Genomic DNA, 22,889 nt, shown 5'->3' with positions numbered 1-22,889 from the left:
TATCCTCCGGGCGTGACCGCCCTCGCCGACTCCGCCGCAGCCCAGGCCGAACTGCTCGCGCTGCTGACCCTGCGCTTCACGCCCGCGCTGGGGCCGCGCCGCACCGAGAGCCTGCGGCGGCACTTCGGCTCGGCGGAGGCGGCGCTCGCGGCTCCCCTGACCGCGCTGCGGGGGGTGCCGGGCCTGGAGGCCAAGACGGTCGCCGCCATCGGCACGCCGGGGCCCCGCGAGCAGGCCGAGGCGGAGCTGCGGAAGGCGAAAGCCGGGGGCGTCACCCTGCTGGGGCGCGGGCTGCCCGGCTACCCGGAGGCGCTCGAGGCCCTGGGCGATCCCCCGGCGGTGCTGTGGGTCCTCGGCGACTTGCCCGACCTCCCGGCGGTGCCCCGCGCGGTGGGCATCGTGGGCACGCGGGGCGCGAGTCCGCACGCCCGCTCGCTGACCCGCGACCTCGCCGCCGACCTCGCGCGGGCGGGGGTGGTCGTGGTGAGCGGCCTGGCCCGCGGCATCGATACCGAGGCGCACCGGGCGGCGGTGGACGCCGGGGGCCTGAGCATCGGCGTGCTGGGCAGCGCGGTCAACCACATCTACCCCGCCGAGAACGCGGAGCTGGCCGGGCGGCTCACCCTGGTCAGCGAGTACCCGCTGGGGACCGGCCCCGCGCAACACCACTTTCCGGCGCGAAACCGATTGATCGCAGCGCTTTCGGCGGGCGCGGTGGTCGTGGAGGGCGAACTCAAGAGCGGCTCACTCATCACCGCCACCCATGCGCTGGAATGTGGCCGCACCGTCTTCGCCGTGCCGGGCCGCGCCGGGGACCCCCGCGCCGCCGGGCCGCACCGGCTGCTGCGCGAGGGAGCGGTTCTCACCGAGACGGCGGGCGACGTGCTGGCCGAACTGGGTTGGGAGGAAGGCCCCGCCGCCCGCCTCCCCGACCTCCCACCCGAGCAGGCCCGCGTGTACGCGGCGCTGAGCACGCCCGCCACCCTCGACGACCTGCGTGGAGCCACCGGGCTGGGCCTCGCGGAGCTTCAGACGGCGCTGGTGATGCTGCAACTCATGGGCCTGGCCGAAGAGGTGGGCGGGCGCTGGACGCGGCGGTAGGGGAGAGGTGAGCCTGACAAACGCGGAGGCGCGGGTCCTCCTGGCCCTGCGGGGCGGCGCCGATCTCGTCCGGCACCTGCGGCAGACCGGGCGCGGCCCGTACTACACGCTGGCCGGGCGGCGGCTGGGCGTGGTCACCGTCAAGGGGCTGGAGGGGCGGGGATTGATCGCGCTGGAAGGCGGCCCCGGACAGGCCAGGGCGACATACACCCTCACCGAACGGGGCGAGGCGGCGCTGACGGGGTGGGAGAAGGGGAGGACCCCCTAGCCGCACCCTCCGGCGCCGTGGAATGCTGCCCTCATGACCAAACAGGGTATGGACGTGCTGGTGCTGGGCGGCACCCAGTTTGTGGGGCGGCATATCGTGGAGACGCTCCTCTCGGCCGGGCACCGGGTCGCGGTGTTCACGCGCGGGCGCACCCCCGACGAGTTGCCGGAGACGGTCGAGCGCCTTCACGGCGACCGTGACGGCGGCGCGGAAGGGCTCGCCGCCCTCTCCGGGCGCACCTGGGACGCCTGCGTGGACGTGAGCGGCTACACGCCCCGGCAGGTGCGGGCCAGCGCCGAGGCCCTGCGAGATTCGGTGGGCCGCTACGTTTTCGTCAGTACGGTGAGCGTGTACGCCGAGCAGGGCCGCCACCCCGTTCGAGAGGACGACCCCCGTTTTCCTCCTGCTGCCGAGGACGTGACGGAAGTGACGGGAGAGACGTATGGGCCGCTGAAAGTCACCTGCGAGGACATCGTGGAGGAGGTCTACGGCGAGCGGGCCACCCTGCTGCGCCCGCAGATCGTGGCGGGACCGTATGACCCGACTGGGCGCTACACGTACTGGGTGGACCGGGTAGCGCAGGGAGGCCGCTTCCTCGCGCCGGGGGACGGCTCGGACTCCGTGCAGGTGATTGACGCCCGCGACCTCGCCCGCTTCACGGTGACGGTGCTGGAACAGGACATTCCTGGTGTCTTCAACCTCGCCGGGCCGCGTCTGGAGTGGCGCGAGTTCGTGGACGTGGCGCGGGAGGCGACCGGGGCGAACGCTGAAGCTGTCTGGGTGGACGCGGCCACGCTGGAAGCGCAGGGCATCGGCTGGAACGAGTTGCCCATCTACGTCCCGGCGAGTGGCGAGCAGGGCGGCCTGATGGACGTGGCGAACGACCGCGCCGTCGCCGCCGGGCTGACCCTCACCGACCCGGGGGCGACGGCCCGCGACACCCGCGCCTGGAGCGCCGGGACCCCGCAAAAGGTTTTTCTGACCCCCGAACGCGAGGCAGCGGTGCTGGCCGAACACGGGTAACCCCGTGCGCAGGGGCAGCCCCGCCCCGGCCGAACGGAGGCTAGGGCGGCCCCTGACGCCGCCCCACGGCACGAGTCTGGGGCCGAGGGGGGCGCGGCGCGGGTCGGGGCCGCCCGGAGCGTGCCGGACCTGAACTTCGTCGGCCGGAGGCAGGCGGGGGGGAGAAGCGGGGCGAAGGAGACGGGGAAGGCGGTGGTATGCTGGCCGCGCAAGACTGAGCGGCCCGCAGACCGGGGGAGGTGCGCCTTATCACGCAGGAAATCTGGGCGGACGTGCTGGGGTACGTCCGCCAAAATATCTCGGAAGTGGAATACAAGACCTGGTTCGCCCCCATGAAGAACCTGGGCGTTCAGGGCGGCTCGCTGGTGCTGGGGGTGCGCAACTCCTTCGCGCAGGAGTACGTGCGGCGGCAATACCAGCTCCTGCTGGAAGACGCCCTGCGCGACCTGGGGGCGGAAAACCCGCAGGTCACCTTTCAGGTGCTCCCCGCCGTGCAAGAAGCGATGATCCTGCCCGAGGACCCGCCCCCGCCCCGGCCCGGCCCCGGCAAGGCGGCCCCCGCCGCGCCCGCCCCCGCCGACAACCGCAAGTCGCTGAACCCCAAGTACACCTTCGAGAACTTCGTGGTCGGTCCCAACAACAACCTCGCGCACGCGGCGGCGCTCGCGGTGGCCGAGTCGCCCGGCAAGGCGTACAATCCCCTCTTTATCTACGGGGACGTGGGCCTGGGCAAGACCCACCTGATGCACGCGGTGGGGCATTACCTCGCCGAGCGGTTTCCCGACAAGCGCATCGAATATGTCTCCACCGAGTCTTTTACCAATGACCTGATCAACGCGATTCGCGAAGACAAGATGACCCAGTTTCGCAACCGCTACCGCTCGGTGGACCTGCTGCTGGTCGACGACATCCAGTTTCTGGCGGGCAAGGAGCGCACGCAAGAAGAGTTCTTCCACACCTTCAACGCGCTCTACGAGAACCACAAGCAGATCATCCTGAGTTCGGACCGTCCGCCCAAGGACATCCAGACGCTCGAAGGCCGCCTCCGCAGCCGCTTCGAGTGGGGACTAATCACCGACATCCAGTCTCCCGAGTTCGAGACGCGGGTGGCGATCCTGAAGATGAACGCCGAGCAGAGTCACACGGCCATTCCGCAGGAGGTGCTGGAACTGATCGCTCGGCAGGTCACCAGCAACATCCGCGAGCTGGAGGGAGCGCTGGTGCGCGTCGTCGCCTACGCCAGCCTCAACAACGTGCCGCTGTCGCGCGTCGTGGCTGCCAAGGCCCTGAGCAACGTCTTCGCGCCGCAGGAGGTCAAGGTCGAGATGATCGACGTGCTCAAGGCGACAGCCGCGCACTTCGGCCTCTCGCCCGACCAGATACGCGGTTCGGGCCGCGCCCGCGAGGTCGTCGTGCCCCGGCAGGTCGCCATGTACCTCGTGCGCGACCTCACCGGGCACTCGCTGCCGGAGATTGGGCAGTTTTTCGGCCGCGACCACTCCACGGTCATGCACGCCGTCTCCAAGGTGACTGAACAGATGGGTAAGGACCTTGAGCTGACAGCCGCTGTCCAGACCCTCCGGGGCCAGCTTAAAGATGTGGAAGATGAGCGAAAAGAGGCGTAACTTCATGATGCGTTCTGCTGACGCGCAAATAAGTTCCAAATTCTGTTCCAAAAGGGTGTGCAAGGTTTCACGATCTGTGGACAAACTTGTGGATAACCCTCAAAACCTGTGGATAAGTCGCCATTTTCTGTGGATAAAATTGTGGATAAGTGGGGTAGTTTTCCACAGGGGGAAAGGGCCTGTGGAAAACCCCCCGAGTTATCCACAGGTTATCCACAGGTTTTCGAGTTTTCCACAGGCCGCTTGTGGATAAATTTTCTGCGCTGGGTGCGGTTTAAACTAGGTTTTCCACAATATCCACAGGCCCTACTACTACTACTACTATTTTTTTAATTTCTAGAAGACAGAAAGAGATAGACCCCTCCAGGGGGAAAGGTGGAAGATGAGAGCGCACGTCACCAAAAAAATTCTCAGTGAAGGCCTGGGCCTTCTGGAGCGGGTCATCCCCAGCCGCAGCAGCAACCCGCTGCTCACGTCCCTGAAGGTCGAGGCGAGCACCGAGGGCCTGACCCTCAGCGGGACCAACCTCGAGATCGACCTGTCGTGCTTCGTGCCGGCCGAGGTGCAGGAGCCGCAGAACCTCGTCGTGCCCGCGCACCTGTTCGCGCAGATCGTGCGGAACCTGGGGGGCGAACTGGTCGAGCTGGAACTCGCGGGCAATGAACTCGCGGTGCGGGCGGGCGGCAGCGATTTCAAGCTTCAGATCGGGGATTTCGACGCGTACCCGCCCCTCTCGTTCCCCACCCACGCCGACGTGAGTCTCGACGCCGCCGAGCTGTCGCGGGCGCTGGGCAGCGTGCGCTACGCGGCGAGCAACGAAGCGTTTCAAGCGGTCTTCCGGGGCATCAAGCTGGAGCACCGGCAGGAGTCGGCCCGTGTGGTCGCCTCGGACGGGTACCGGGTGGCCCTGCGTGATTTCCCGGCCAACGGCGACGGGCGCAACCTGATCATCCCCGCCCGCAGCGCCGACGAGCTGATTCGGGTGCTGCGCGACGGCGAGGCCCGTTTCACCTACGGCGAGGGCATGCTCAGCGTGACCACCGAGCGGGTGCGGATGAACCTCAAGCTGCTCGACGGCGAATTTCCCGACTACGAGCGGGTGATTCCGAAAGACATCCGGTTGCAGGTGACCCTGCCCGCCACCGCGCTCAAGGAGGCCGTGGGCCGCGTGGCCGTGCTGGCCGACAAGAACGCCAATAACCGGGTCGAGTTCCTCGTCTCCGAGGGCAAGCTGCGCCTCGCCGCCGAGGGCGACTACGGCCGCGCCCAGGACACCCTCGATGTGGTGCAGGGTGGCATGGAACCCGCCATGAGCCTCGCTTTCAACGCCCGGCACGTCCTCGATGCCCTCGGGCCGATCGAGGGGGAAGCCGAACTTCTTTTCTCGGGCTCCACCAGCCCCGCCATCTTCCGCGCGAGCGGGGGGGGCGGGTATATGGCGGTCATGGTCACGCTGCGCGTCTGAGGGGCCTCCCAGGGGCGGCACGGGCCATTCCCTCCGCCGCCCCCCACCCCCACCCGAGGCAGCCAACCCGCCCCCCGTATAGTGTCAGCGATACACCTTCCCCCATGGGGGAGTGCAGGCCAGGAGGTCCCAGCATGAACATCGAGAAAGTGATCGCCCGTGAAGTGCTCGACTCGCGCGGCAACCCGACGGTGGAAGCCGAAGTTCATCTCGACAGCGGTTTTTCGGGCCGCGCCATCGTGCCCTCGGGGGCCAGTACCGGCACCCACGAGGCGCTCGAACTGCGCGACGGCGGCGACCGTTACGGCGGTAAGGGTGTCCTGAAAGCCGTGCAGAACGTGAATGAGGCCCTCGGTCCCGCCGTGGTCGGCCTCGACGCCTCCGAGCAGGGGGCCGTGGACGCCGCGCTGATGGCGGTGGACGGCACCCCCAACAAGGGCCAGATGGGGGGCAACGCGATCCTGGCGGTCAGCCTTGCGACCGCGCGGGCCGCTGCCGCCGAGCTGGACGTGCCCCTCTACCGCTACCTGGGCGGCAGCAACGCCAAGACGCTTCCCGTGCCGATGATGAACCTGATCAACGGCGGGGCGCACGCCGACAACTCGGTGGACTTTCAGGAGTTCATGGTGATGCCCGTCGGGGCGCCCTCCTTCCGCGAGGCGCTGCGCTACGGGGCCGAGACCTTCCACACGCTGAAAAAGGTGCTGTCCTCGCGCGGCTACAACACCAACGTGGGCGACGAGGGGGGCTTCGCCCCCGACCTGAAAAGCAACGAGGAAGCCCTGCAAGTACTGCTGGAAGCCATCGAGAAGGCGGGCTACGAGCCGGGCAAGGACATCGCCATCGCGCTCGACCCCGCCGTGACCGAGCTGTACAGGGACGGCCAGTACCACCTGGAAAGTGAGGGGCGCACGCTCTCGACCGCCGAGATGGTGGACTTCTGGGCGGACTGGAGTTCGCGCTACCCCATCGTCTCTATCGAGGACGGCCTCGCGGAAGACGACTGGGACGGCTGGCAGCAGCTCACCGCACGGATCGGGGACCGGGTGCAGCTCGTCGGGGACGACCTCTTCGTGACCAACCCCGAGCGCCTTGCGCGGGGCATCGAGACGGGCGTGGGCAACGCGATTCTGGTGAAGGTGAATCAGATCGGCTCGCTGACCGAGTCGATGGACGCCATCGAACTCGCCAAGCGCAGCCGCTACGGCACCATCATCAGCCACCGCTCGGGCGAGTCGGAGGACTCCTTCATCGCCGACCTCGCCGTCGCCACCAACGCCGGGCAGATCAAGACCGGCTCGGCCTCCAGATCGGACCGCATCGCCAAGTACAACCAGCTTCTGCGCATCGAGGACGCGCTGGGCAGCTCGGCCATCTATCTCGGCCGCAGGGCGTTGAGGTAACCCGGAGTCCAGTTCTGGGGATCAGGCGTCAGGGGAGGGCACTTCCTGAGACCTGATCCCCGGACGTTTCACCCTCTGGAATTGATTCCAAGCCAGAAAGCAGGCACCCATGAAACACTTCGACAGAGCCACCAAGATCGTCGCCACCATTGGCCCGGCGAGCCGCAATCCGCAGACGCTGGGGCGGATGATGGACGCGGGGCTGAACGTGGTCCGCATGAACTTCAGCCACGGGGACCCGGAAGACCACCGCCACACCGTGCATATGGTGCGGGAACTCGCCGCCGAGCGCGGGCTGACCATCGGCATTCTGCAAGACCTGCAAGGCCCCAAGATCCGGGTCGCCCGCTTTGCGGAGGGGCAGGTCACGCTGGAGGCCGGGGGGCGCTTCACCATCACGATGGACGACGTGGAGGGCAACGAGGAGCGGGTGGGCAGCACCTACAAGGGGCTGGCGCAGGACGTGTACCCCGGCCTGACCCTGCTGCTCGACGACGGCAACCTCGCCCTGCGGGTCGACCAGGTACGCGGCCACGACATCCAGACCACCGTGCTGATCGGCGGCGTCCTGAAGAACAACAAGGGCATCAACGTGCCCGGGGCCGACCTCTCGGTCCCGGCCCTGACCGAAAAGGACGTGCAGGACATGGAGTTCGGGGCCGCGCTGGGGGTGGACTGGGTCGCCCTGTCGTTCGTGCGCTCGCGCGACGACCTGCTGCTCGCCCGGCACTACCTCGCCCGCTTCGGCAGCCGGGCCAAGCTGATGGCGAAGATCGAGAAGCCGCAGGCGGTCGAGCGTTTCGAGGACATCCTGCGCGAGGTCGACGGCATCATGGTTGCCCGTGGGGACCTCGGGGTGGAGATGCGGCCCGAGCAGGTGCCCACCATCCAGAAGCGCCTGATCCGGCTGTGCCGCGAGGCTGGGAAACCCGTGATCACCGCGACCCAGATGCTGGAGAGCATGATCGGTCTGCCCCGGCCCACCCGCGCCGAGGCGTCGGACGTGGCGAACGCGATCTACGACGGCACCGACGCCGTGATGCTCTCGGCGGAGTCGGCGGCCGGGCAGTACCCGGTCGAGGCCGTCGCCATGATGGACCGCATCGCCCGCGAGGCCGAGAGCAGCGAGCACTACGAACTCCTTCAGCGCCAGATGGTCGTGGAGACCGAACTCGCGCAGGACTCTATCGCCTTTGCCGCCTGCTCCATCGGCGAGAAGCTGGAAGCCCCGGCCATCGTGACCTTTACCAGCACGGGCGGCGCGGCCACCCGCATCGCCAAATACCGGCCCCGGGTGGCGATCCTGGCCCTGACCCCCAACGAGCAGACCCGCAACCAGCTCGCCCTGACCTGGGGCGTCTCGCCCATGCTCAGCGAGGACCCGCACGACACCGATGACATGGTCCGCATCGCCAACGACGAGCTGAAAAAGAGCGGTCTGGCCGACGTGGGCGACCGATACGTCATCACGGCGGGCGTGCCCTTCGGCGTGCGCGGCACCACCAACATGCTGCGCGTCGAGCGGCTGCGTGAGGAAGACCTGAGCGACCGCGTTTAGGTCTTTCCCCCAGGTTCATCCCGCTCCCGCCTGTCAAGCTGATGTCAGGCGGGAGCGGGATTTTTATCCACAGGGCGCGGATTTTTCCACAGGGGAGGTGTGGATAACTCTGGGGGAGAGGCCGTGGCTCAGAGTCTTTCCGGTACCACCCGCACGAAGCGGTCCTTGCCCTTCTGGAGCACCACACCCTCCGCTGGAAGTTCGACGGCGGCCTGTGGGTCGGTCAGGGCCTCGCCGTTCACCTTCAGGCCCCGGTTCTGAACCAGCTTTTTGGCCGCCCCGTTGCTGGGTTCCAGCCCCGCGAGGACGGCCAGCCGTACGGCGCTGTAGCGCCCCCCTTCGCCCGCGAGGTCGGCGGGGACGGGCACGCTGGGGATGTCGTCGGGAATCGCGCCCTTCGCCACCGCCTTGAAGCGGGCTTCGGCGGCGTCCAGATCGGCGTCCGGGTGCAGCCAGCGCACGACCTCGCGGGCGAGTTCGCGGTGGGCGGCGACGGGGTGCCCGGCGAGCAGCTCGGCGATCCGCTCCTGCGGCAGGTCGGTCAGCAGGGTGAAGTAGTTCTCCAGCAGAGGGTCGGGCACCTTCATCAGCCCGGCGAACATGGCGTGCGGCTCGTCGGTCAGGCCGATGTAGTTGTCGAGGCTCTTGGACATCTTCTCGGTGCCGTCCAGCCCCACCAGGAGGGGCAGCGTCATCACGACCTGCGGTTCCTGCTCGTAGTCGCGTTGCAGGGCGCGGCCCACGAGGTTGTTGAAGAGTTGGTCGGTGCCACCGAGTTCCACGTCTGCCCGCAGCGCCACCGAGTCGTAGCCCTGGGTGAGCGGGTAGAGGAGTTCGTGCACGGCGATGGGCACGCCGCCCTCAAAGCGCTTCTTGAAATCGTCGCGCTCCATGATGCGGGCCACCGTATAGCGGCTCGCCAGCCGGATCACGTCGGCGTAGCCCATGGGTTCGAGCCACTCGCCGTTGAAGCGCAGCTCCAGCACCTCCGGGTCGCTCCGCAGAATCAGCCTGCACTGGTCGAGGTAGCTCTGGGCGTTGGCGCGGGTTTCTTCCAGCGTGAGGGGCGGGCGCGTCTTGGACTTGCCGGAGGGGTCCCCGATCATCGCGGTGAAGTCCCCGATCAGCATGATCACCCGGTGCCCGAGGTCCTGAAACTGCCGCATCTTGCGCAGGATGACCGCGTGCCCGAGGTGCAGGTCGGGGCGGGTGGGGTCGGCGCCGAGCTTGACGCGCAGCGGGGTACCCGTTTCCAGGCTGCGGCTGAGCTTGCGGCGCAGGTCGTCTTCGGAGACAAGGTCCACGACGCCGCGCTTCAGGACGGCGAGCTGTTCGTCTACGGGCAGGTTTCTTCGAATCTCGGTCATGGGGTCTCCACAAAGGAAAGCGGCGCACTCGCTCTCTGGCCGGTGCGCCGCTTCGGGGTTGGATTTCAGGCTGTGACTGACCCTCCCACCCTAGCGGCGAGGCGGATAGTGCTCATCGGGTTGGGCACGTCGGGTCAGACGCCTCATGCGGCGCAGCATAGCAAGCGGCGCGGCCTCCCGTACTCTGTCTCCCGTGAAGACGATCCACGAGCTGCGGGCCACCTTTCCCCGCCCCGGTCGCCTGGAGTGGATCGGGCTGCGGGAAGCCCGCCGCGCCGCGGTGCGGAGCGTCCCCGAAGCCGAACTGCACCCCCTCGTCGGGTTGATCGGGGACCACGGCAAGCTGGCCCCGCCCCGGCTGCGGGCCTTGAGCGGCGAGCCGGGCGAGGCGGCGACCCCCAGCCATGCCCCGCCCATCCCCGGCGGCCCCGGACGGCGGCAGGTCACGCTGATTCAGGCCGAGCACCTGCCCGTGATCGGCGCCCTCGCGGGCCTGGAGACCGCCACGCCCGAGCAGCTGCGCCGCAACCTCGTGGTCAGCGGCCTTCCGTTGCTGGCCTTGAAAGACGCCCGCTTTCGGGTGGGCGAGGTCGTGCTGGAGGGCACCGGGGAGTGCCATCCCTGCTCGCGGATGGAGGAGACACTGGGGGAGGGCGGCTACAACGCGGTGCGCGGGCACGGCGGGCTGACCGCGCGGGTCATTCGGGGGGGCGTGGTCCGGGTGGGCGACGTGGTGACGCCGCTGTGAGCCACCCCCCGCTGGATGCCCGGCTGGAGGCGGTCCTGTCGCTCATTCGCGCCGACACGCACGCCGATATCGGCTCGGACCACGCCCATCTCCCCATCCGCCTGATCCGGGAAGGGCGCATCGGGCGCGGCGTGATCGTCGAACTCAATCCCGGTCCCCTGGCCCTCGCCCGGCGCAACGTGGCGCGGGCGCGGCTGGAGGGGGCGCTGGAGGTGCGGGAGGGCGACGGGTTCGGTCCCCTGGCCCCCGGCGAGGTGGAGAGTGCCAGCGTGACTGGCATGGGGGCGGGCACCATCGCGGGCATCCTGCGCCGGGGGGGGGAACGGGTGCCGCCCGCGCTGGTGCTCCAGCCCAACGATTCACCTACGCCCATTCGCACCTGGGCGCGGGAACACGGCTACCACCTGCGGGCAGAGCGCCTGATTCCGGGCCACTGGCCCTACCCGGTGCTGCGGCTGGAGCGGGCTGGAGGAGAGGACCCGGCCTATGCGGGGTTGCCCCTCGCCGCCGCCCTGCGCTACGGTCCCCACCTGCTGCGCGAAGGCTCCCCCGTGCTGCGCCGCCAGGTCTGGGACGACGTGGTGCGCCTGACGCCGCTCGCCGCCCCCGGCCGCACCGCCCAGACTGAGCTGGAGACGGCGCGGGCGGCGCTTGACGTGCTGGAAGGCCGTGTTCGCGGCGTCACGGCGGTGGGGCCGGAGGGGCCGTGAGGCCCGCGCCAGCGAGGGTGAGGGCCACGTGCCCGGCACGGACGCTGAGCTCCGTGAGGGGCTCGGCAAGCGACAGGCACAGCCAGCGGCCCACCGGCAGGGTCCCGGCGAACACGTGTGAGACGCCCTCGGCCTCGTGGGTGGGGACAGGTCCGGCCGCGTAGACCCGCCGGGGTCCCTCGCCCGTTCGCAGGCCCAGAGCGAACTGGGGCGGCCACTGGTCCGGGCGCGGGGCGCCGGGCAACACGTCGGCCCGCACCGTCACGCTGCGGGGGGACTGCGCCGCAAAGGTGAGCACCAGGGACGGCGCCGGACCGGGATGACCCCGCCGCAGCACCCGCACCAGACCACCCTCCGAGATCACCCGGTACCCGCCGGGCGTTCGGTGCTCCCGGCGCGGATGTTCCTGGCAGGCGGGCGCGGCCGCAGCCTGCGGAACGGGTCCCTGGGCGTGGGAAAGCGGCGTCTGGGCGGGCAGCGCGGCCCGCGCCTGCGCTTCCAGGGCCGTGTCCCCGACCCGCCGGGCATACAGCAGGCTCAGTGAAGGCTCGGTGGGCAGCAGGAAGCGGGCGAGGTCGCGCCGCCGCGCGTCCCGGTCCGGAGCGGGTAGGGTGGCCGCCAGGGCGCAGCGGAGCAGTTCGCGGGAGAAGCCCAGCGTCGCCGCGCCGTCGGGGACCCGGGCGCCGAGATCCGGCAGCGAGAGCCGCTCGCTGGCCGCGACCGGCACGAGCAGGCCCAGGCGCACCCCCAGGGCCAACGTCTCCTGCGCCGCTTCTCCCAGCAGCGCGGCGGCGAGTTCGGGCGTGACCGGTCCGTAGATCTGCGCGAGGTGCGCCAGCGCCCAGCGCTCGGAGGGCGTGCGGGAGGCCAGACCACTGAGCAGTACCTCGCTCGCCTGTGCGGGAAGCCGCAGGTCGGGTGCCGGGGGGTCACGTTCCAGCAGGGCTTGCAAGTAGGGCAGCGAACCTTCCGAACACTGCGCCAGGCGCGTGGCCAGCACGTCCCGGTCCAGCGCTGGGGTCCGTTCCGGCAGGCGCGGGCGCAGCAGTTCGCTGACCTCCTCCACGCCCAGGGGGGGCAGTGAGATCACGTGGAGCCGGGGTCCGGCGACGCGCCGCAGCAGGGGTCCCAGGGCGTGCTCCTGCTCCAGCGCCGGGCCGGAGGGCGGGGCCGTGACCACCACGGCGAGCGGCCCGGGCAGGTCGAGCGCGGCGCTCACCAGCGCGGTCCACCAGCGGTCTTGCGCTGGGGGATCGTGCAAGATCAGCAGCAGCGGCGCTGCGGCGGCCCCCAGCAGTTCAGTGATTTCCACCAGGCTCTCGGGTTCCGGGCGCCGGGGCACCGCCGCTGCGGCGCCCGCGGGCAGCAAGCGCCGCAGCTGCAGCTTCAGGGCTGTCTGGCACAGGGCGCCGCCATTGTCGGCGTGGACTTTCAGCGTCTGCCAAGCGCCGCCCTCGGCCAGCGCCGCGAGCAGCAGGCGCCGGGTCCCGGCCTCCCCACGCACGAACGCGACTTGCGGCCGCTGCTGCGCCCGCCTCAGCACCTCCTGCCACTGCGCCTGCTGGGCGGACCACAGGGGCAGGGGTGCCGGGGCAGGCTCAGGTAAGCCGAGGTTCAGCCCCAGCGCCCCTGCCCGCCCGGTGATCAGCCGCACACTCGCCCAGTCGCCCCGCCCCGCCAGCCGTGAGGCCGCCCGCGCCAGCCGCGTCTCGATGCGGTCAAGCAGGGCGGCCCGCTGGCTGTCGAGCCACTCGCGAAAGGCCGTAGTCCCCAGGTCCTCCAGGCCGCTCAGGGGTAGGCCGCGCAAGGCCGAGAGCCATTCCAGCACCTCGTGCTCCCCGCCGAAGTCGTCGGGCACCGCGGCCCAGTCGTCGAGGTCGGTGCGGCAACGCAGGGCGAGCAGAGGCTGACGCGGCGGCAGCCCCACGCCCCGCTGCCGCAACCGCAGCAACTCGACCCTCAGGTTGCCCAGCGCGTCCGGCGTTTCCCACAGCAGCCCCGCCAGATGCTCGCGGTGGTGGGCGCGGCCTTCGAGCACCAGGTAGGTCACCAGCGCCAGACCCTTGTGAAACAGCGGCAGCGCGGCGGTCCCGTCCCACAGGGCGACGTGCCCCAGAACCTCCAGACGCCAGGACTCCCGGTCCCCCGTCAACACCCGCTGCGGCGTCATCACGTTTCACCCCCGAAGTCGTGTGGTGCGCACCCGGCCTGAGCTGTGGTCATCCACGGCTCGGGCCCGGTGGGTGGGCGTGCCCGGGAAGACCCGTGTGGAGCCCGTATCCCCGACACGCCAGGAAGTGACTGTGACCTGCTTCCCACCCCCTCAACGGCTTCTTCCAGCGTACCCCCCGGCGTAACAGACGTGAAGGGGTCATGGGTGCTTCATGTCTGAAAGGTGAAGGGCGCGGCTCACCGTCTCACGAAGTGTCAGCTTTGGCGTCACCGACGCGCAATGCACGGTTGTGTCTGGCCCGGCTCGTGCCGCGTTCCTCCCAGGGGACGGGAACGGGCCGGGCCGCTCCTGAGGAGGGGAGGCCGTCATGCAGCGCGGCTGGCACGGCGCATTCGTTCCTGACCCACGGGGCAGGGCGGGTCCGTGACACGCGGTGTCTGCCCTTCACTGCGCTGTAACGCGACCCTCATTACAGTGCGCGTGCACGGCGAAGTCAGCAAAGCGTGCTTCACGCATTCGCGCTCAGGAGGAGGGTTGGCCCACCGCACGGCACCGCTCAGCAGCCTGTCCCCGTTCACCGTCCGCTGCACGACCGATGTACGACCAAGGGAGACTCATCATGCGTACCTACTGGATGCCCGCCACCCTGATGTTGCTCGCGAGCGTTGCCGGAGCGCAGACCATCAACCCCACCACCGGCTCGGGACCGGACCAGAAGAAAATCGGCAGCACGACCGCTTCGGTCACCCAGACGGTGAACCTGAAGCTGCCGGAAGCCACGGCGCTGCACCTCGACGCCAGTCAGCTCGTCTTCGACATCAGCCAGATTGACAAGCAGGACGGGACTTGGTACTGCGCTTACGGCCTGGGCTCCGACGAAAGAACGAATCTCGGCAACGACTTCTGGAACCAGACCCAGGTGCTGCCGCTGAAAACCTTCTACACGCCGGTCGCGGGGGAGTTCGGCAAGATCAACATCAGCGCGGGCGAACGGGTCACCCAGTATCCACCCGTGAAGACCGGAACCAACGGTGAGCTGGTCGCAGGCAGCAAGGATTACTTCGTCTGCTACCGGAGCTTCATCATTCAGAAGTTCTCGAACGTGGGCGGCTTCAAGCTCAGCGTTCAGCGCGACAACCCCGGGGCTGGCAAGCAGGGCAACCAGCTCATGTACATCCAGGACAACCCCTGTGACTTCTGGGGCGATGCAGGCGGCACCGGCCTGTACGACCTGCCCCCCGGCGCGTCCCGCGAGCTGATTCCCCGCCGCATGACGGTGGGCACCACCGGGGCGCGGGCCGCCGCCGCCAGCCAGGGCACCGCCGCGACCGACAAGGCGGCCGCGCGTCCGGCGACCTGCCGCGCCAACACGAGCTGGCTCGATGACCTGGTGGTCGTGGCCATCGTGGTCGACGGGGACCGCGCGGGCGACAACGTGGCCACGCTGACCTACACCCTGACCTCCAACACCAGCGGCTTCACCACCGGCAACTGAGCCCCGGCGGGGGGCAACGCGGTCACTCCCCGCGTTGCCCCCTTGACCCTGGCCGCCCCCCCACCGGGTCCCGCGTGCCCGCCCTCTCCCCCCGCTCCAGGAGGCCTGTTCCCATGCGCATGCTCGCCCGACTGCTCGCCTGCCTGCTGGCGCTGACGGCCCTGGCTTCGGCCCAGGGCACGATTGGTGTGGACCCGATTACGCGGCACTACACGGTCACGCCCGGCCAGACGGTCACGCAGGTGCTCAACATCTACAACCCCAACCAGACCGCCGTGCGGCTGAAGGTCGCCGTCTACCTGATGGACATGAACATCAGCGAGGTGGGCGAAAGCCAGTTCCTGCCGGTCGGGAGCGTCAAGGAAAGCAGCGGTCCCTGGACCACCGTGTCGCCGAGCGAGCTGGACCTGGGCGGGCAGGAGACCAAGCAGGTGCGCTACACCATCCAGGTGCCCGCCGACGCCGCGCCCGGCACCCACTGGGCCGTGCTGATGTTCGAGGGCCAGGAACCGGCGGCGGTGCCGGGCAAGACGCTCGCCAGCTTCCGGCTGCGGGTGGGGCACACCATGTACGTGCATGTGCAGCCCATGACGACCGCCGGGAGCATCACCGGGATCTTCGAGAACGTGCCCCAGACCGACACCGGGGCCTATGAGCTGGCCGTGCAGTACACCAACTCCGGCAACTCGGCGGTGGCGGTGCAGGGCCGGGTCGAGCTGCGCGACGCCGCGGGCACCCTGGTCGCGACCCTGCCGCTGGAGATCGCGGTGGCCCTGCCGGGCCGCAGCCTGCTGCTGCGCTCCGCGTGGGCCGGACCGGTGCCCAAGGGGCAGTACACCGCCCTGGTGATCCTGAACAACGGGCAGAAAAATAAGGACGTTCTCGCCGAGCATGTGGTGACCCTGCCCTTTGATCTCAAGGCGGCCGCGCCCGCTTCCGCCACCCCGCCGCCCCTCCCCGGTGCGGGCAGCGCCGGGGAGTCCGGAGGAGGCCGACCATGACGCCCTGTGTGCGGGCGCCGGGCAGGAGGAGCGGCAGAGGCGCCGGTCCCGCCGCCTGGCTGGCCGCCGCGCTGCTGCTGGGGGGCGCGGCCGCGCAGGGGGGGGACCTGCCGTTTCCGGCGCTGCCCCTGCCGAGTCCGGCCCCGGCCCAGACGGACGCCCTGCTGCGCCCGCTGATTCCCGACCTGATTGTGCTGCGGCGGCCCGCCGTCACGGAGGTGGCGTTTGACCTGGGGCCGACCAACTACCCGCCCGCGCAGTTCCCGGCCCGCTACCTCGCTCCGGCGCAGGCCTTTGGCGTGTTTTCCAGCTCAGCCCGGCCCTGGACGGTGCAACTGGAAGTCCGGGCACAGCCGGGCGTGGAGGGCCGCACGCTGCCCTTGCCGGGGCTGCACTTCCGGGTCAACGGCGGCCCCTGGGTGCAGGTCACCCCCGGTCCCCAGGTGGTCCTGAGCGGCACCGGGCCGTCGGCCGGGTGGCTGCCCCTGAACATCGAGTTCGCGCTGGACCTGACCGGTGCGGAAGCGGGCGGCGGCTACCTGTTCGACATGACCTTTACCGCCCTGGCGCTGCCCTGACCTCCCGGTGTTTTTCTCGGCGCAGCCCCCGAGCTGCGAGCGCTTCCCCCGAAGGTGAGGCCCCCCTATGTCCCGCTCCCTGCTGCTCCTGGCCTGGTCGCTGCTGGCTTCCCCGTCCCTGCCAGCGCTGACCCCGCTGGCGCTGGCCCAGTCGGGGCCGCCGACGGTCCAGGCCCCCGGCCCCCGCGAGGCGGCGCCGGACACCTACGTCACCCTGACGTTTGCCGCGGAGGGCCAGGGCGAGTACGTCTTCGAGGTCGGCAGTTCCCCGGACTGGGAGCCGGTGACCCGGCGGCGCACCCTGACCCTGCGCGGACGCACCCTGGTGCCGGTGACGTTCCGGGTGCCCACGCTGGCCCCGGTGGGCGACTCGCCCCCGCTGGTGCTGCGGGTCTTGCAGGGCGAGCGCGAGGTGGCCCGCGCCCAGGCGACCGTCCGGGTGTTGTCCCAGGCGCGGGTGGCGCTGCGCAGCCCGCTCCAGGCCGACGCCACCCCCGGCGAGCGCCTGAGCGTGCCCGTGGAGGTGCGCAACCTCGGCAACGAACCCGACACCGTCCGGCTGCGGGTCACCAACGTGGACGGCCGCCCGCAGCTCAGCGTGCCAGAGGTCCGGCTGGCCCCCGGCGAGGCGACGACCGTGACGGTTTCGCTGGACGCGGAGCAGGTCTCGGAAGGCTACCGCTACGTGCTGTTCGTGGAGGCGGCGTCGGCCCGTGACCCGCAGGCGCGGGCGACCACCCGCACCGACGCGGTGTACCGCACGGCGGCGGGCCAGCAGGCCGCCGCATTGGAGGGACCCAGCCTGCTCTTCCGGGTGCGTACCTCCGCCGAGGCCGGGGTCACCTGGTCGCCCCAGGGCACCGACTGGACGGTGCGCTACGCCCTCCAGCCCACCCTGGGCGGGGCGCTGTCCGACTACGTGCGCGGCACGGTGGGCGTCTCCGGCCTCGCGGGGGACCGCGGGTCGCCGCTGCCGCAGGGCACCGCCTTCGGCATCCAACTGGGCGCCGAGCGCTGGGTCGCCAACCTGTCGCTGGGCGCAGGCGGGGGACGGCTGGACGGCACCGTGCTGTGGGGCGCGTGGCGGGTCAGCCCCCGGGTGCAGTACGCCCGGCTGCCCGACGGCCGCGTGCTGGGTGCCGGGGTGCGGGCCAGCACCCAGGTCGCGGGCGGCGACCTGGAACTGGACGCCGGGACCTCGCTGGTGAGCCGCGGTGAGGACGAGCGGCGCACCGACCTGATCGGGGTGCGCTACGCCCGGCTGCTGGCTCCCGGCCTGGGGCTGTCGCTGGGGGTCGCGGGCGTGGGCCAGAGCGGGAGTGGCCCCTACCAGGGCAGCCTGATCTGGACCCAGCAGCTCAGCTACCAGGGCGAGGGTTTCGACCTGACCCAGAGCTACAGCGGCAGCCTCAGCGGCGTGCACGTCTTCGGAATCACCGGGGGGCTGACCCGGCTGGAACCCTTCGGGGTGCGGGCGGCGGCGGCCGTGCAGCTTCAGCCCGGCGGGGTGGTCTGGAGCGGTTCGGGGGTGCTGCTCTACAGCGGTCCCGGCGGGTTGGGGGCCAGCCTGTCCGGGCGGGTGGAGGGCGGGACCCTCCCCGACTCCGAGCTGGAGTGGAGCGTGTCTGCCGGAATCGTCTCGCCCACCTTCCAGGTGGGGGGCGCGTCGGTGCGGGCCTCGGGCCTCTACACGGTGGGTTCCGACGACGACGCGCCGGGTGCCCTGGCCCAGCAGGCGGCGGTGGGCGCGGCGCTGATCCGTGGCCCCCTGAAGGCCACCGGGCAACTGGGCTGGCAGCGCGACCCCGGGCCGGGGGGGGCGCCGGGCGAGCGCCTCTCCGCAGCGGTGCAGGTCGACTACCGCCCAGGAGCGGACGACTTTGCCGTGCGCTACGTCTTCGAGCGCCGGGCAGAGGGCGGGGCCGACCCGGTGACGACCCACGGCCTGGGCCTGCGCTGGGAGCGGGCGTGGTCGCCGCGCCTGAGCACCGCCCTGGACTACGGCCGCACCTGGACGGTGCAGCCGCAGAGCCTGGCGACCGCCGACCTGCTGGGCATATCCCTGGGCCTGCGCGACGTGGGGGTAGGCGGCCTGAACCTCAGCGCGGGGTACCGCCTGCAAGCGCCGCAGGGCCTGGGGTCGGGCCACCTGACCCACACGGTGCGCCTGGGCGTGAGCTACGACTTCAGCCGGGCCTTGGCCACCCCGCAGGCCGTGATGAACCTGTTCGGCGGGCGCATCGGCGGCGAGGTACAGGGCACGCTCTACCGCGACCTCAATCTCAGCGGCACCCGTGACCCGGACGAACCCCCGCTCGCCGGGGTGACGGTCGAGATCGGGGGCGCGAGGAGTGTGTCCGACGCGCAGGGCCACTACCGGGTCCGGGCGCCCGTGGGCGAGCATGCCTTGAGTTTCCCCGCCGGACTCCCCGCGACCGTCGAGGCGCTGGAGACGGCCGGGGTCAAGGTGACCGAGAACGGCCGCGCCGAGCGCGACGTCGCCTTTGCGCCCGTCACGGCGCTCGAGGCGTTGGTCTTTCACGACGTCAACCGCAACGGCGCCGCGGACCCCGGCGAGGACCCGCTGCCCTACCTCGGCGTGGTGCTGAGCGGCCCGGTGTCACGCCAGTCGCAGGCGGACGCCCGCGGCACCGCGCGGCTGGGGGGCCTGCCTGCCGGGCGCTACAGCGTGGCCCTCGACCCCGCGCGGCTCCCGGAGGGCTTCACGCCCACCCAGTCCGCGCAGTCGGTTACCCTCCAGCCCGGCGAGCGGCCCCCGGCCCTGGTCCTGGGAGCCGCCCTGCCCCCGCGCGAGGCCGTCACCACCTACACGGCGGGAGCGCTGGCGGTGTTCGGCCGCCTCTCGCCCGGCACCGCCGCCGCCGGAACGCGCGTGCAGGTGCAGGTGCAGACCCAGGGCGCCCGCGGGCTGCGGGTCGAGGCCTTCGGACAGGTGCTGACGCCCGCACTGACCCAGGGCCGCGCCGAAGCCGCCCTCGCCGTGCCCGCCGGAACGGCGCCCGGCACCTACGACATCGTGGTCACCGTGAGCGGCGAGGGCGCCAGCCGCAGCACCACCCTCAAGCTCGTCGTGGTCACGCCCCCCTGAGCCACCCCAATAGATTATGTCTGAGACATAAAATGTGCTAAGATATTCGCATGAAGACCGTTCCTCACACCCTGGAATTCGGCACGCATCGGCTGCCCGCCAGCGCGGACGGCCTGCTGCATGCCGCCACCGCCCTGACGGCCTTGGGCGTCCCGATGCCTGCCGACTGGGCGACCTTCGCCGCCGGGCACGACCTTCAAAGCCCCGAGCGCGACTTCGGCGCCGGGCCGGAGCCCACCCTGGACGCGGGCGAGTTCGCCCGGCTCGCCTTCACCCTGGACACCCCTGCGGCGCGGCGCTGGCGCAAGCGGGCACAGACGCTGCTGGCCCGCGCGATGACCGGCGACGTGCGCCTGGCCGCCGAGATCGCCGAGCGCAACGCCAACCCCGAGGCCCGGCGCTGGCTGGCCGCCCGGCTGGAGAGCACCGACGCCCGCCGCGAGCTGATGAGCACGGTCGCCCGCCACGGCGGCGAGGGCCGGGTGTACGGCCAACTCGGCTCCATCAGCAACCGCAGCGTGCTGGGCACCGATTCGGCCACCATCCGGCGCGAGCGCGGGGTGCGGCAGACCCGCGACGGCCTGCGCAGCGACGAGCTGCTGCGCCTCGCCTACCTCGACACCGCCACCGCCCGCGCCATCGCCGAGGCGGGCGCCCACGGCAACGAGGCGATCCTGCGCGTCCACGAGGGGGTGGCCCGCCGCGAGCGCGACCTGTGGCGCGACTCGCCCTCGCCCCGCGCGAGCTGACCCCGTTCTCTTCCGCACGCGTCCCTCCCACGGGGCGCGTGTTCTCATGCGGGTGGGGCAGATGGGCCGGGAGGGCTGGTCTAGAATGCCGCGCGTGCCGTCCCTGCGACTGATACGGATTCCGGTTGGACAGTTGGAAGAACTGTTCAACCCGAGCGGACGGGTACAGCTCCGCAGGAGAGCGAGCAGGAACAGAACGGTTGCCGGGAAAGGAGTCCTTCTATCGGCGCCTTCCCGAGGGGAGAAGGGATTGGACGGAAACCGTGTGACTCCCGCCCCGTGCGCCCCCCGGAAGGAAGCGGCATGACCCGGCCTGTCCCCGGCACGCGGAGGGTGGGCGCGGCCCGGCGGGGGGGAGGCCCGCCCCGGACCCTGAACCGCGCGGTGCTCTCGGAGGTGCTGCGCTGGTACGCGGCGGGGGTGGCGCTGTTTCTGATCCTGCGGCTGACCGACATCCTCAGCACCAGCGTGGGGGCCTTCCTGACCTACGGGGCCACGCCGGGGCAGGCGCTGGGGGTCTTCGGGGCGCTGGCGCCCAACACGCTGAACGAGGCGCTGGTGCTCTCGGTGCCCTTCGCGGTGCTGCTGGCCTTCGGGCGGATGCAGGGGGACAGCGAACTCAAGGCGGCCGCGGCGGGGGGCCTGCGGCCCCTCTCGCTGGTGTGGCCGCTGGCGCTGCCCTTCGCGCTGGTGGCCGCGCTGGCCTACTGGAACGCGGGGTACGTGGCCCCGGCGGGATTGGCCCGCTTCGACGCCGCGTGGTACACGATCTACGGTGGCCCGCAGCCCACGCCCACCCAGGACAACTACACCTATGCCTCAGAAGACGGCCTCTTCTACGCCGGGCGCGTCCGCAACGAGGCGGGCGGCCCGGTCGCCGCGCTCGACGGGGTGCTGGTGCAGCGCGGCGACGAGACGGTCACGGCCACGGGCGGCACCTGGGACACGGCCGCGCAGACGTGGACGGTCACGGGTGCGTGGATCACCCGCCCCGGCCAGGACCCGCAGCCCGCGCCCGGTCCCCTGGTCTTCCGGCAGACCGACCAGCCCCGGCCCCCGGCCCCCCCCGCCCAGCAGGTCAGCACGCCCGAGCTGCGGGCGCGGCTGGCGAGCGGCGAGGGCACCCCGGAAGAGCGCCGGGTGGACGCGCACCAGCTCGCCGCGCGGGTGGCCGATCCTCTCACGGCGGTGATTTTCGCGCTCGCGGCGGGGGCGCTGGGGCTGCTGCTGCGCAACCGGGCGGCGGCCTTTGCGGCGGTGGTGGTCTTCGTGGCCCTCTTCTACGCGCTGTGGGCCACCGCGCCGCAACTCGCGCGGGTGGGGGCGCTGCCGCCCACGTTCGCGGCGTGGCTGCCCAACCTGTTTTTCCTGCTGGTGGCGGGCGTGCTGGCCTGGAGGCTGCGGTGAAGCGCTTCGAGCGGTACGTGGTCGAGGAAATCCTGCCGCCCCTCGTGGGAGCGCTGCTGGCGATCATCCTGCTGTTGCTGCTGCTGCTGCTCAAGGACGTGATCGCGCCGCTGCTCGCCAAGGGGGCCAGCGGCCTGCTCGTCGCGCGGCTGGTGGCGCTGAATATCCCCGAAGCGGTCGCCCTGGGCCTCCCCATCGCGCTGATGTTCGCCACCCTGCTGGGCCTCTCGCGCCTCGCCGCCGACTCGGAGATCAAGGCGGCGCTGGCGAGCGGGGTCCCGGCCTCGCGCCTCTTCCGGCCGGTGCTGACGCTGGCGGCGGCGGTGACGCTGGGGGCCTTTGCGATCAACGAACTGGTGGTCACCCGCGCCCGCGTGCAGGCGCAGAGCGTGCAGCGCGAGATCGTGCTGGACAACCCCCGCGTGATCGGCCTGGGAGACCCCGGCCAACCGGGGCTGGTGCTGCGCGACGCACTGAACCGGGCGATCAGCGTCGGCCAGGCCCTGCCGGGCGGCGAGCTGCGCGACCTCCGCATCGTGACCATGCAGGCCGGACTGCCTCCCCGCGAGGTCATCACCGCCCGTGAGGGCCGCCTGCGTCCCGGCAGCAACGTGCTGGAATTGACCGAAGGCCGCCGCGTCACTTTCGAGAACGGGCGGCCCGTGACCGTCCTCTCCTTCGCCCAGGGCACCCTGCCCGTGCAGGACGTGCAGGCGAGCTTCGACGGGTCCGGCGCGGCGCTCCCGCCCTTTTACCTTCCGCTGCCCGACCTGCTGGCCCGGACCGGGGCCTACCGCGCCCAGAACGTGCCCGCCCCCGCCGACTTCACGGCGCTCTATCGCAAGTTCAGCGAGCCGCTGGCGGCCCTCGCGCTGGCCTTTTTCGCGGTCAGCCTCGCCGTGTACACCTTCCGCAGCGGCCTGAACCTGGGGCTGGTGTGGGCGCTGCTGCTGACCTTTGCCTATTACGCCACCTGGAGCGTGTTCAAGGTGATGGGCGAGAACGGCGCGGTGCCGCCGCTGCTCGCCGCCGCCGCGCCGGACGTGATCGCGGTGCTGGCGGGGGCAGTGCTGCTGTGGCGGGCGAGCCGGAGATAGGGGCAGAACGCA

General features: G+C 71.0%; 18 protein-coding genes. 16 read left to right on the top strand and 2 right to left on the bottom strand.

The features are described from left to right. Positions 1 to 12 precede the first annotated feature (12 nt). From dprA to pyk, 7 genes are all read left to right on the top strand, one after another. On the top strand, positions 13 to 1,101 hold the full coding sequence (dprA, locus tag L1280_RS11945; protein ID WP_253582522.1) for a DNA-processing protein DprA: 1,089 nt from the start codon (positions 13 to 15) through the stop codon (positions 1,099 to 1,101). Between the two features lie 7 nt (positions 1,102 to 1,108). Continuing rightward, a complete protein-coding gene (locus L1280_RS11940) occupies positions 1,109 to 1,369 on the top strand; it encodes a hypothetical protein (RefSeq protein WP_253582521.1) in 261 nt (86 codons plus the stop codon). 33 nt (positions 1,370 to 1,402) lie between these two features. Next, positions 1,403 to 2,392, top strand: a complete 990-nt coding sequence (locus L1280_RS11935; RefSeq protein WP_253582520.1) for an SDR family oxidoreductase — start codon at positions 1,403 to 1,405, stop codon at positions 2,390 to 2,392. 248 nt (positions 2,393 to 2,640) lie between these two features. Then, positions 2,641 to 4,017, top strand: a complete 1,377-nt coding sequence (dnaA, locus tag L1280_RS11930) for a chromosomal replication initiator protein DnaA (protein WP_253582604.1) — start codon at positions 2,641 to 2,643, stop codon at positions 4,015 to 4,017. A gap of 382 nt (positions 4,018 to 4,399) precedes the next feature. Beyond that, positions 4,400 to 5,482: a DNA polymerase III subunit beta gene (gene dnaN / locus L1280_RS11925; protein ID WP_253582519.1), complete on the top strand. Its 1,083-nt coding sequence runs from the start codon at positions 4,400 to 4,402 to the stop codon at positions 5,480 to 5,482. 134 nt (positions 5,483 to 5,616) lie between these two features. After that, positions 5,617 to 6,885 (top strand): phosphopyruvate hydratase, encoded by a 1,269-nt coding sequence (gene eno, locus L1280_RS11920; protein WP_253582518.1) that lies wholly within the window; start codon positions 5,617 to 5,619, stop codon positions 6,883 to 6,885. Between the two features lie 109 nt (positions 6,886 to 6,994). Next, a complete protein-coding gene (gene pyk / locus L1280_RS11915) occupies positions 6,995 to 8,443 on the top strand; it encodes a pyruvate kinase (RefSeq protein ID WP_253582517.1) in 1,449 nt (482 codons plus the stop codon). A 128-nt stretch (positions 8,444 to 8,571) separates the two neighbouring features. Here pyk and tyrS read toward each other — a convergent pair whose 3' ends face one another. After that, positions 8,572 to 9,810, bottom strand: a complete 1,239-nt coding sequence (tyrS, locus tag L1280_RS11910; protein ID WP_253582516.1) for a tyrosine--tRNA ligase — start codon at positions 9,808 to 9,810, stop codon at positions 8,572 to 8,574. A gap of 193 nt (positions 9,811 to 10,003) precedes the next feature. Here tyrS and L1280_RS11905 point away from each other — a divergent pair, with 193 nt between their 5' ends. Continuing rightward, complete coding sequence (locus L1280_RS11905; protein ID WP_253582515.1) at positions 10,004 to 10,558, top strand: MOSC domain-containing protein; 555 nt, start codon at positions 10,004 to 10,006, stop codon at positions 10,556 to 10,558. Continuing rightward, the gene (locus L1280_RS11900; protein WP_253582514.1) at positions 10,555 to 11,268 is read left to right on the top strand and encodes a tRNA (adenine(22)-N(1))-methyltransferase TrmK; all 714 of its coding nucleotides are present in this window, start codon (positions 10,555 to 10,557) and stop codon (positions 11,266 to 11,268) included. The genes L1280_RS11905 and L1280_RS11900 overlap by 4 nt, the downstream gene beginning before the upstream one ends. Here the strand turns inward: L1280_RS11900 and L1280_RS11895 are convergent. Beyond that, complete coding sequence (locus L1280_RS11895; protein ID WP_253582513.1) at positions 11,240 to 13,441, bottom strand: hypothetical protein; 2,202 nt, start codon at positions 13,439 to 13,441, stop codon at positions 11,240 to 11,242. The genes L1280_RS11900 and L1280_RS11895 overlap by 29 nt on opposite strands. A 619-nt stretch (positions 13,442 to 14,060) precedes the next feature. Between L1280_RS11895 and L1280_RS11890 the strand changes: the two genes are divergently transcribed. The 7 genes from L1280_RS11890 to L1280_RS11860 all read left to right on the top strand — a co-directional run bounded on the left by L1280_RS11890 (position 14,061) and on the right by L1280_RS11860 (position 22,877). Continuing rightward, on the top strand, positions 14,061 to 14,936 hold the full coding sequence (locus L1280_RS11890) for a hypothetical protein (protein ID WP_253582512.1): 876 nt from the start codon (positions 14,061 to 14,063) through the stop codon (positions 14,934 to 14,936). 113 nt (positions 14,937 to 15,049) lie between these two features. Next, entirely contained in the window at positions 15,050 to 15,937 is an 888-nt protein-coding gene (locus L1280_RS11885; protein ID WP_253582511.1) for a hypothetical protein, read from the top strand. Then, positions 15,934 to 16,515 carry a hypothetical protein gene (locus L1280_RS11880; protein ID WP_253582510.1) on the top strand — a complete coding sequence of 194 codons (582 nt, stop codon included), beginning with the start codon at positions 15,934 to 15,936 and terminating at the stop codon, positions 16,513 to 16,515. Before L1280_RS11885 ends, L1280_RS11880 begins: the two co-directional genes overlap by 4 nt. Before the next feature lie 67 nt (positions 16,516 to 16,582). Beyond that, positions 16,583 to 19,624 (top strand): hypothetical protein, encoded by a 3,042-nt coding sequence (locus tag L1280_RS11875; RefSeq protein ID WP_253582509.1) that lies wholly within the window; start codon positions 16,583 to 16,585, stop codon positions 19,622 to 19,624. Positions 19,625 to 19,674: 50 nt separating this feature from the next. Then, positions 19,675 to 20,373 carry a DNA damage response protein DdrC gene (gene ddrC / locus L1280_RS11870; RefSeq protein ID WP_253582508.1) on the top strand — a complete coding sequence of 233 codons (699 nt, stop codon included), beginning with the start codon at positions 19,675 to 19,677 and terminating at the stop codon, positions 20,371 to 20,373. 303 nt (positions 20,374 to 20,676) lie between these two features. Further along, positions 20,677 to 21,780, top strand: coding sequence for an LptF/LptG family permease (locus tag L1280_RS11865; protein WP_253582507.1), 1,104 nt, complete (start codon positions 20,677 to 20,679; stop codon positions 21,778 to 21,780). After that, positions 21,777 to 22,877, top strand: a complete 1,101-nt coding sequence (locus tag L1280_RS11860; protein ID WP_253582506.1) for an LptF/LptG family permease — start codon at positions 21,777 to 21,779, stop codon at positions 22,875 to 22,877. Before L1280_RS11865 ends, L1280_RS11860 begins: the two co-directional genes overlap by 4 nt. The last annotated feature ends 12 nt before the right edge of the window (positions 22,878 to 22,889 follow it).

The organism is Deinococcus sp. HSC-46F16 (genome assembly GCF_024171495.1).
In the GTDB taxonomy this organism is placed as follows: Bacteria; Deinococcota; Deinococci; order Deinococcales; family Deinococcaceae; genus Deinococcus.
This window is presented reverse-complemented; position numbering and strand designations above follow the sequence as displayed.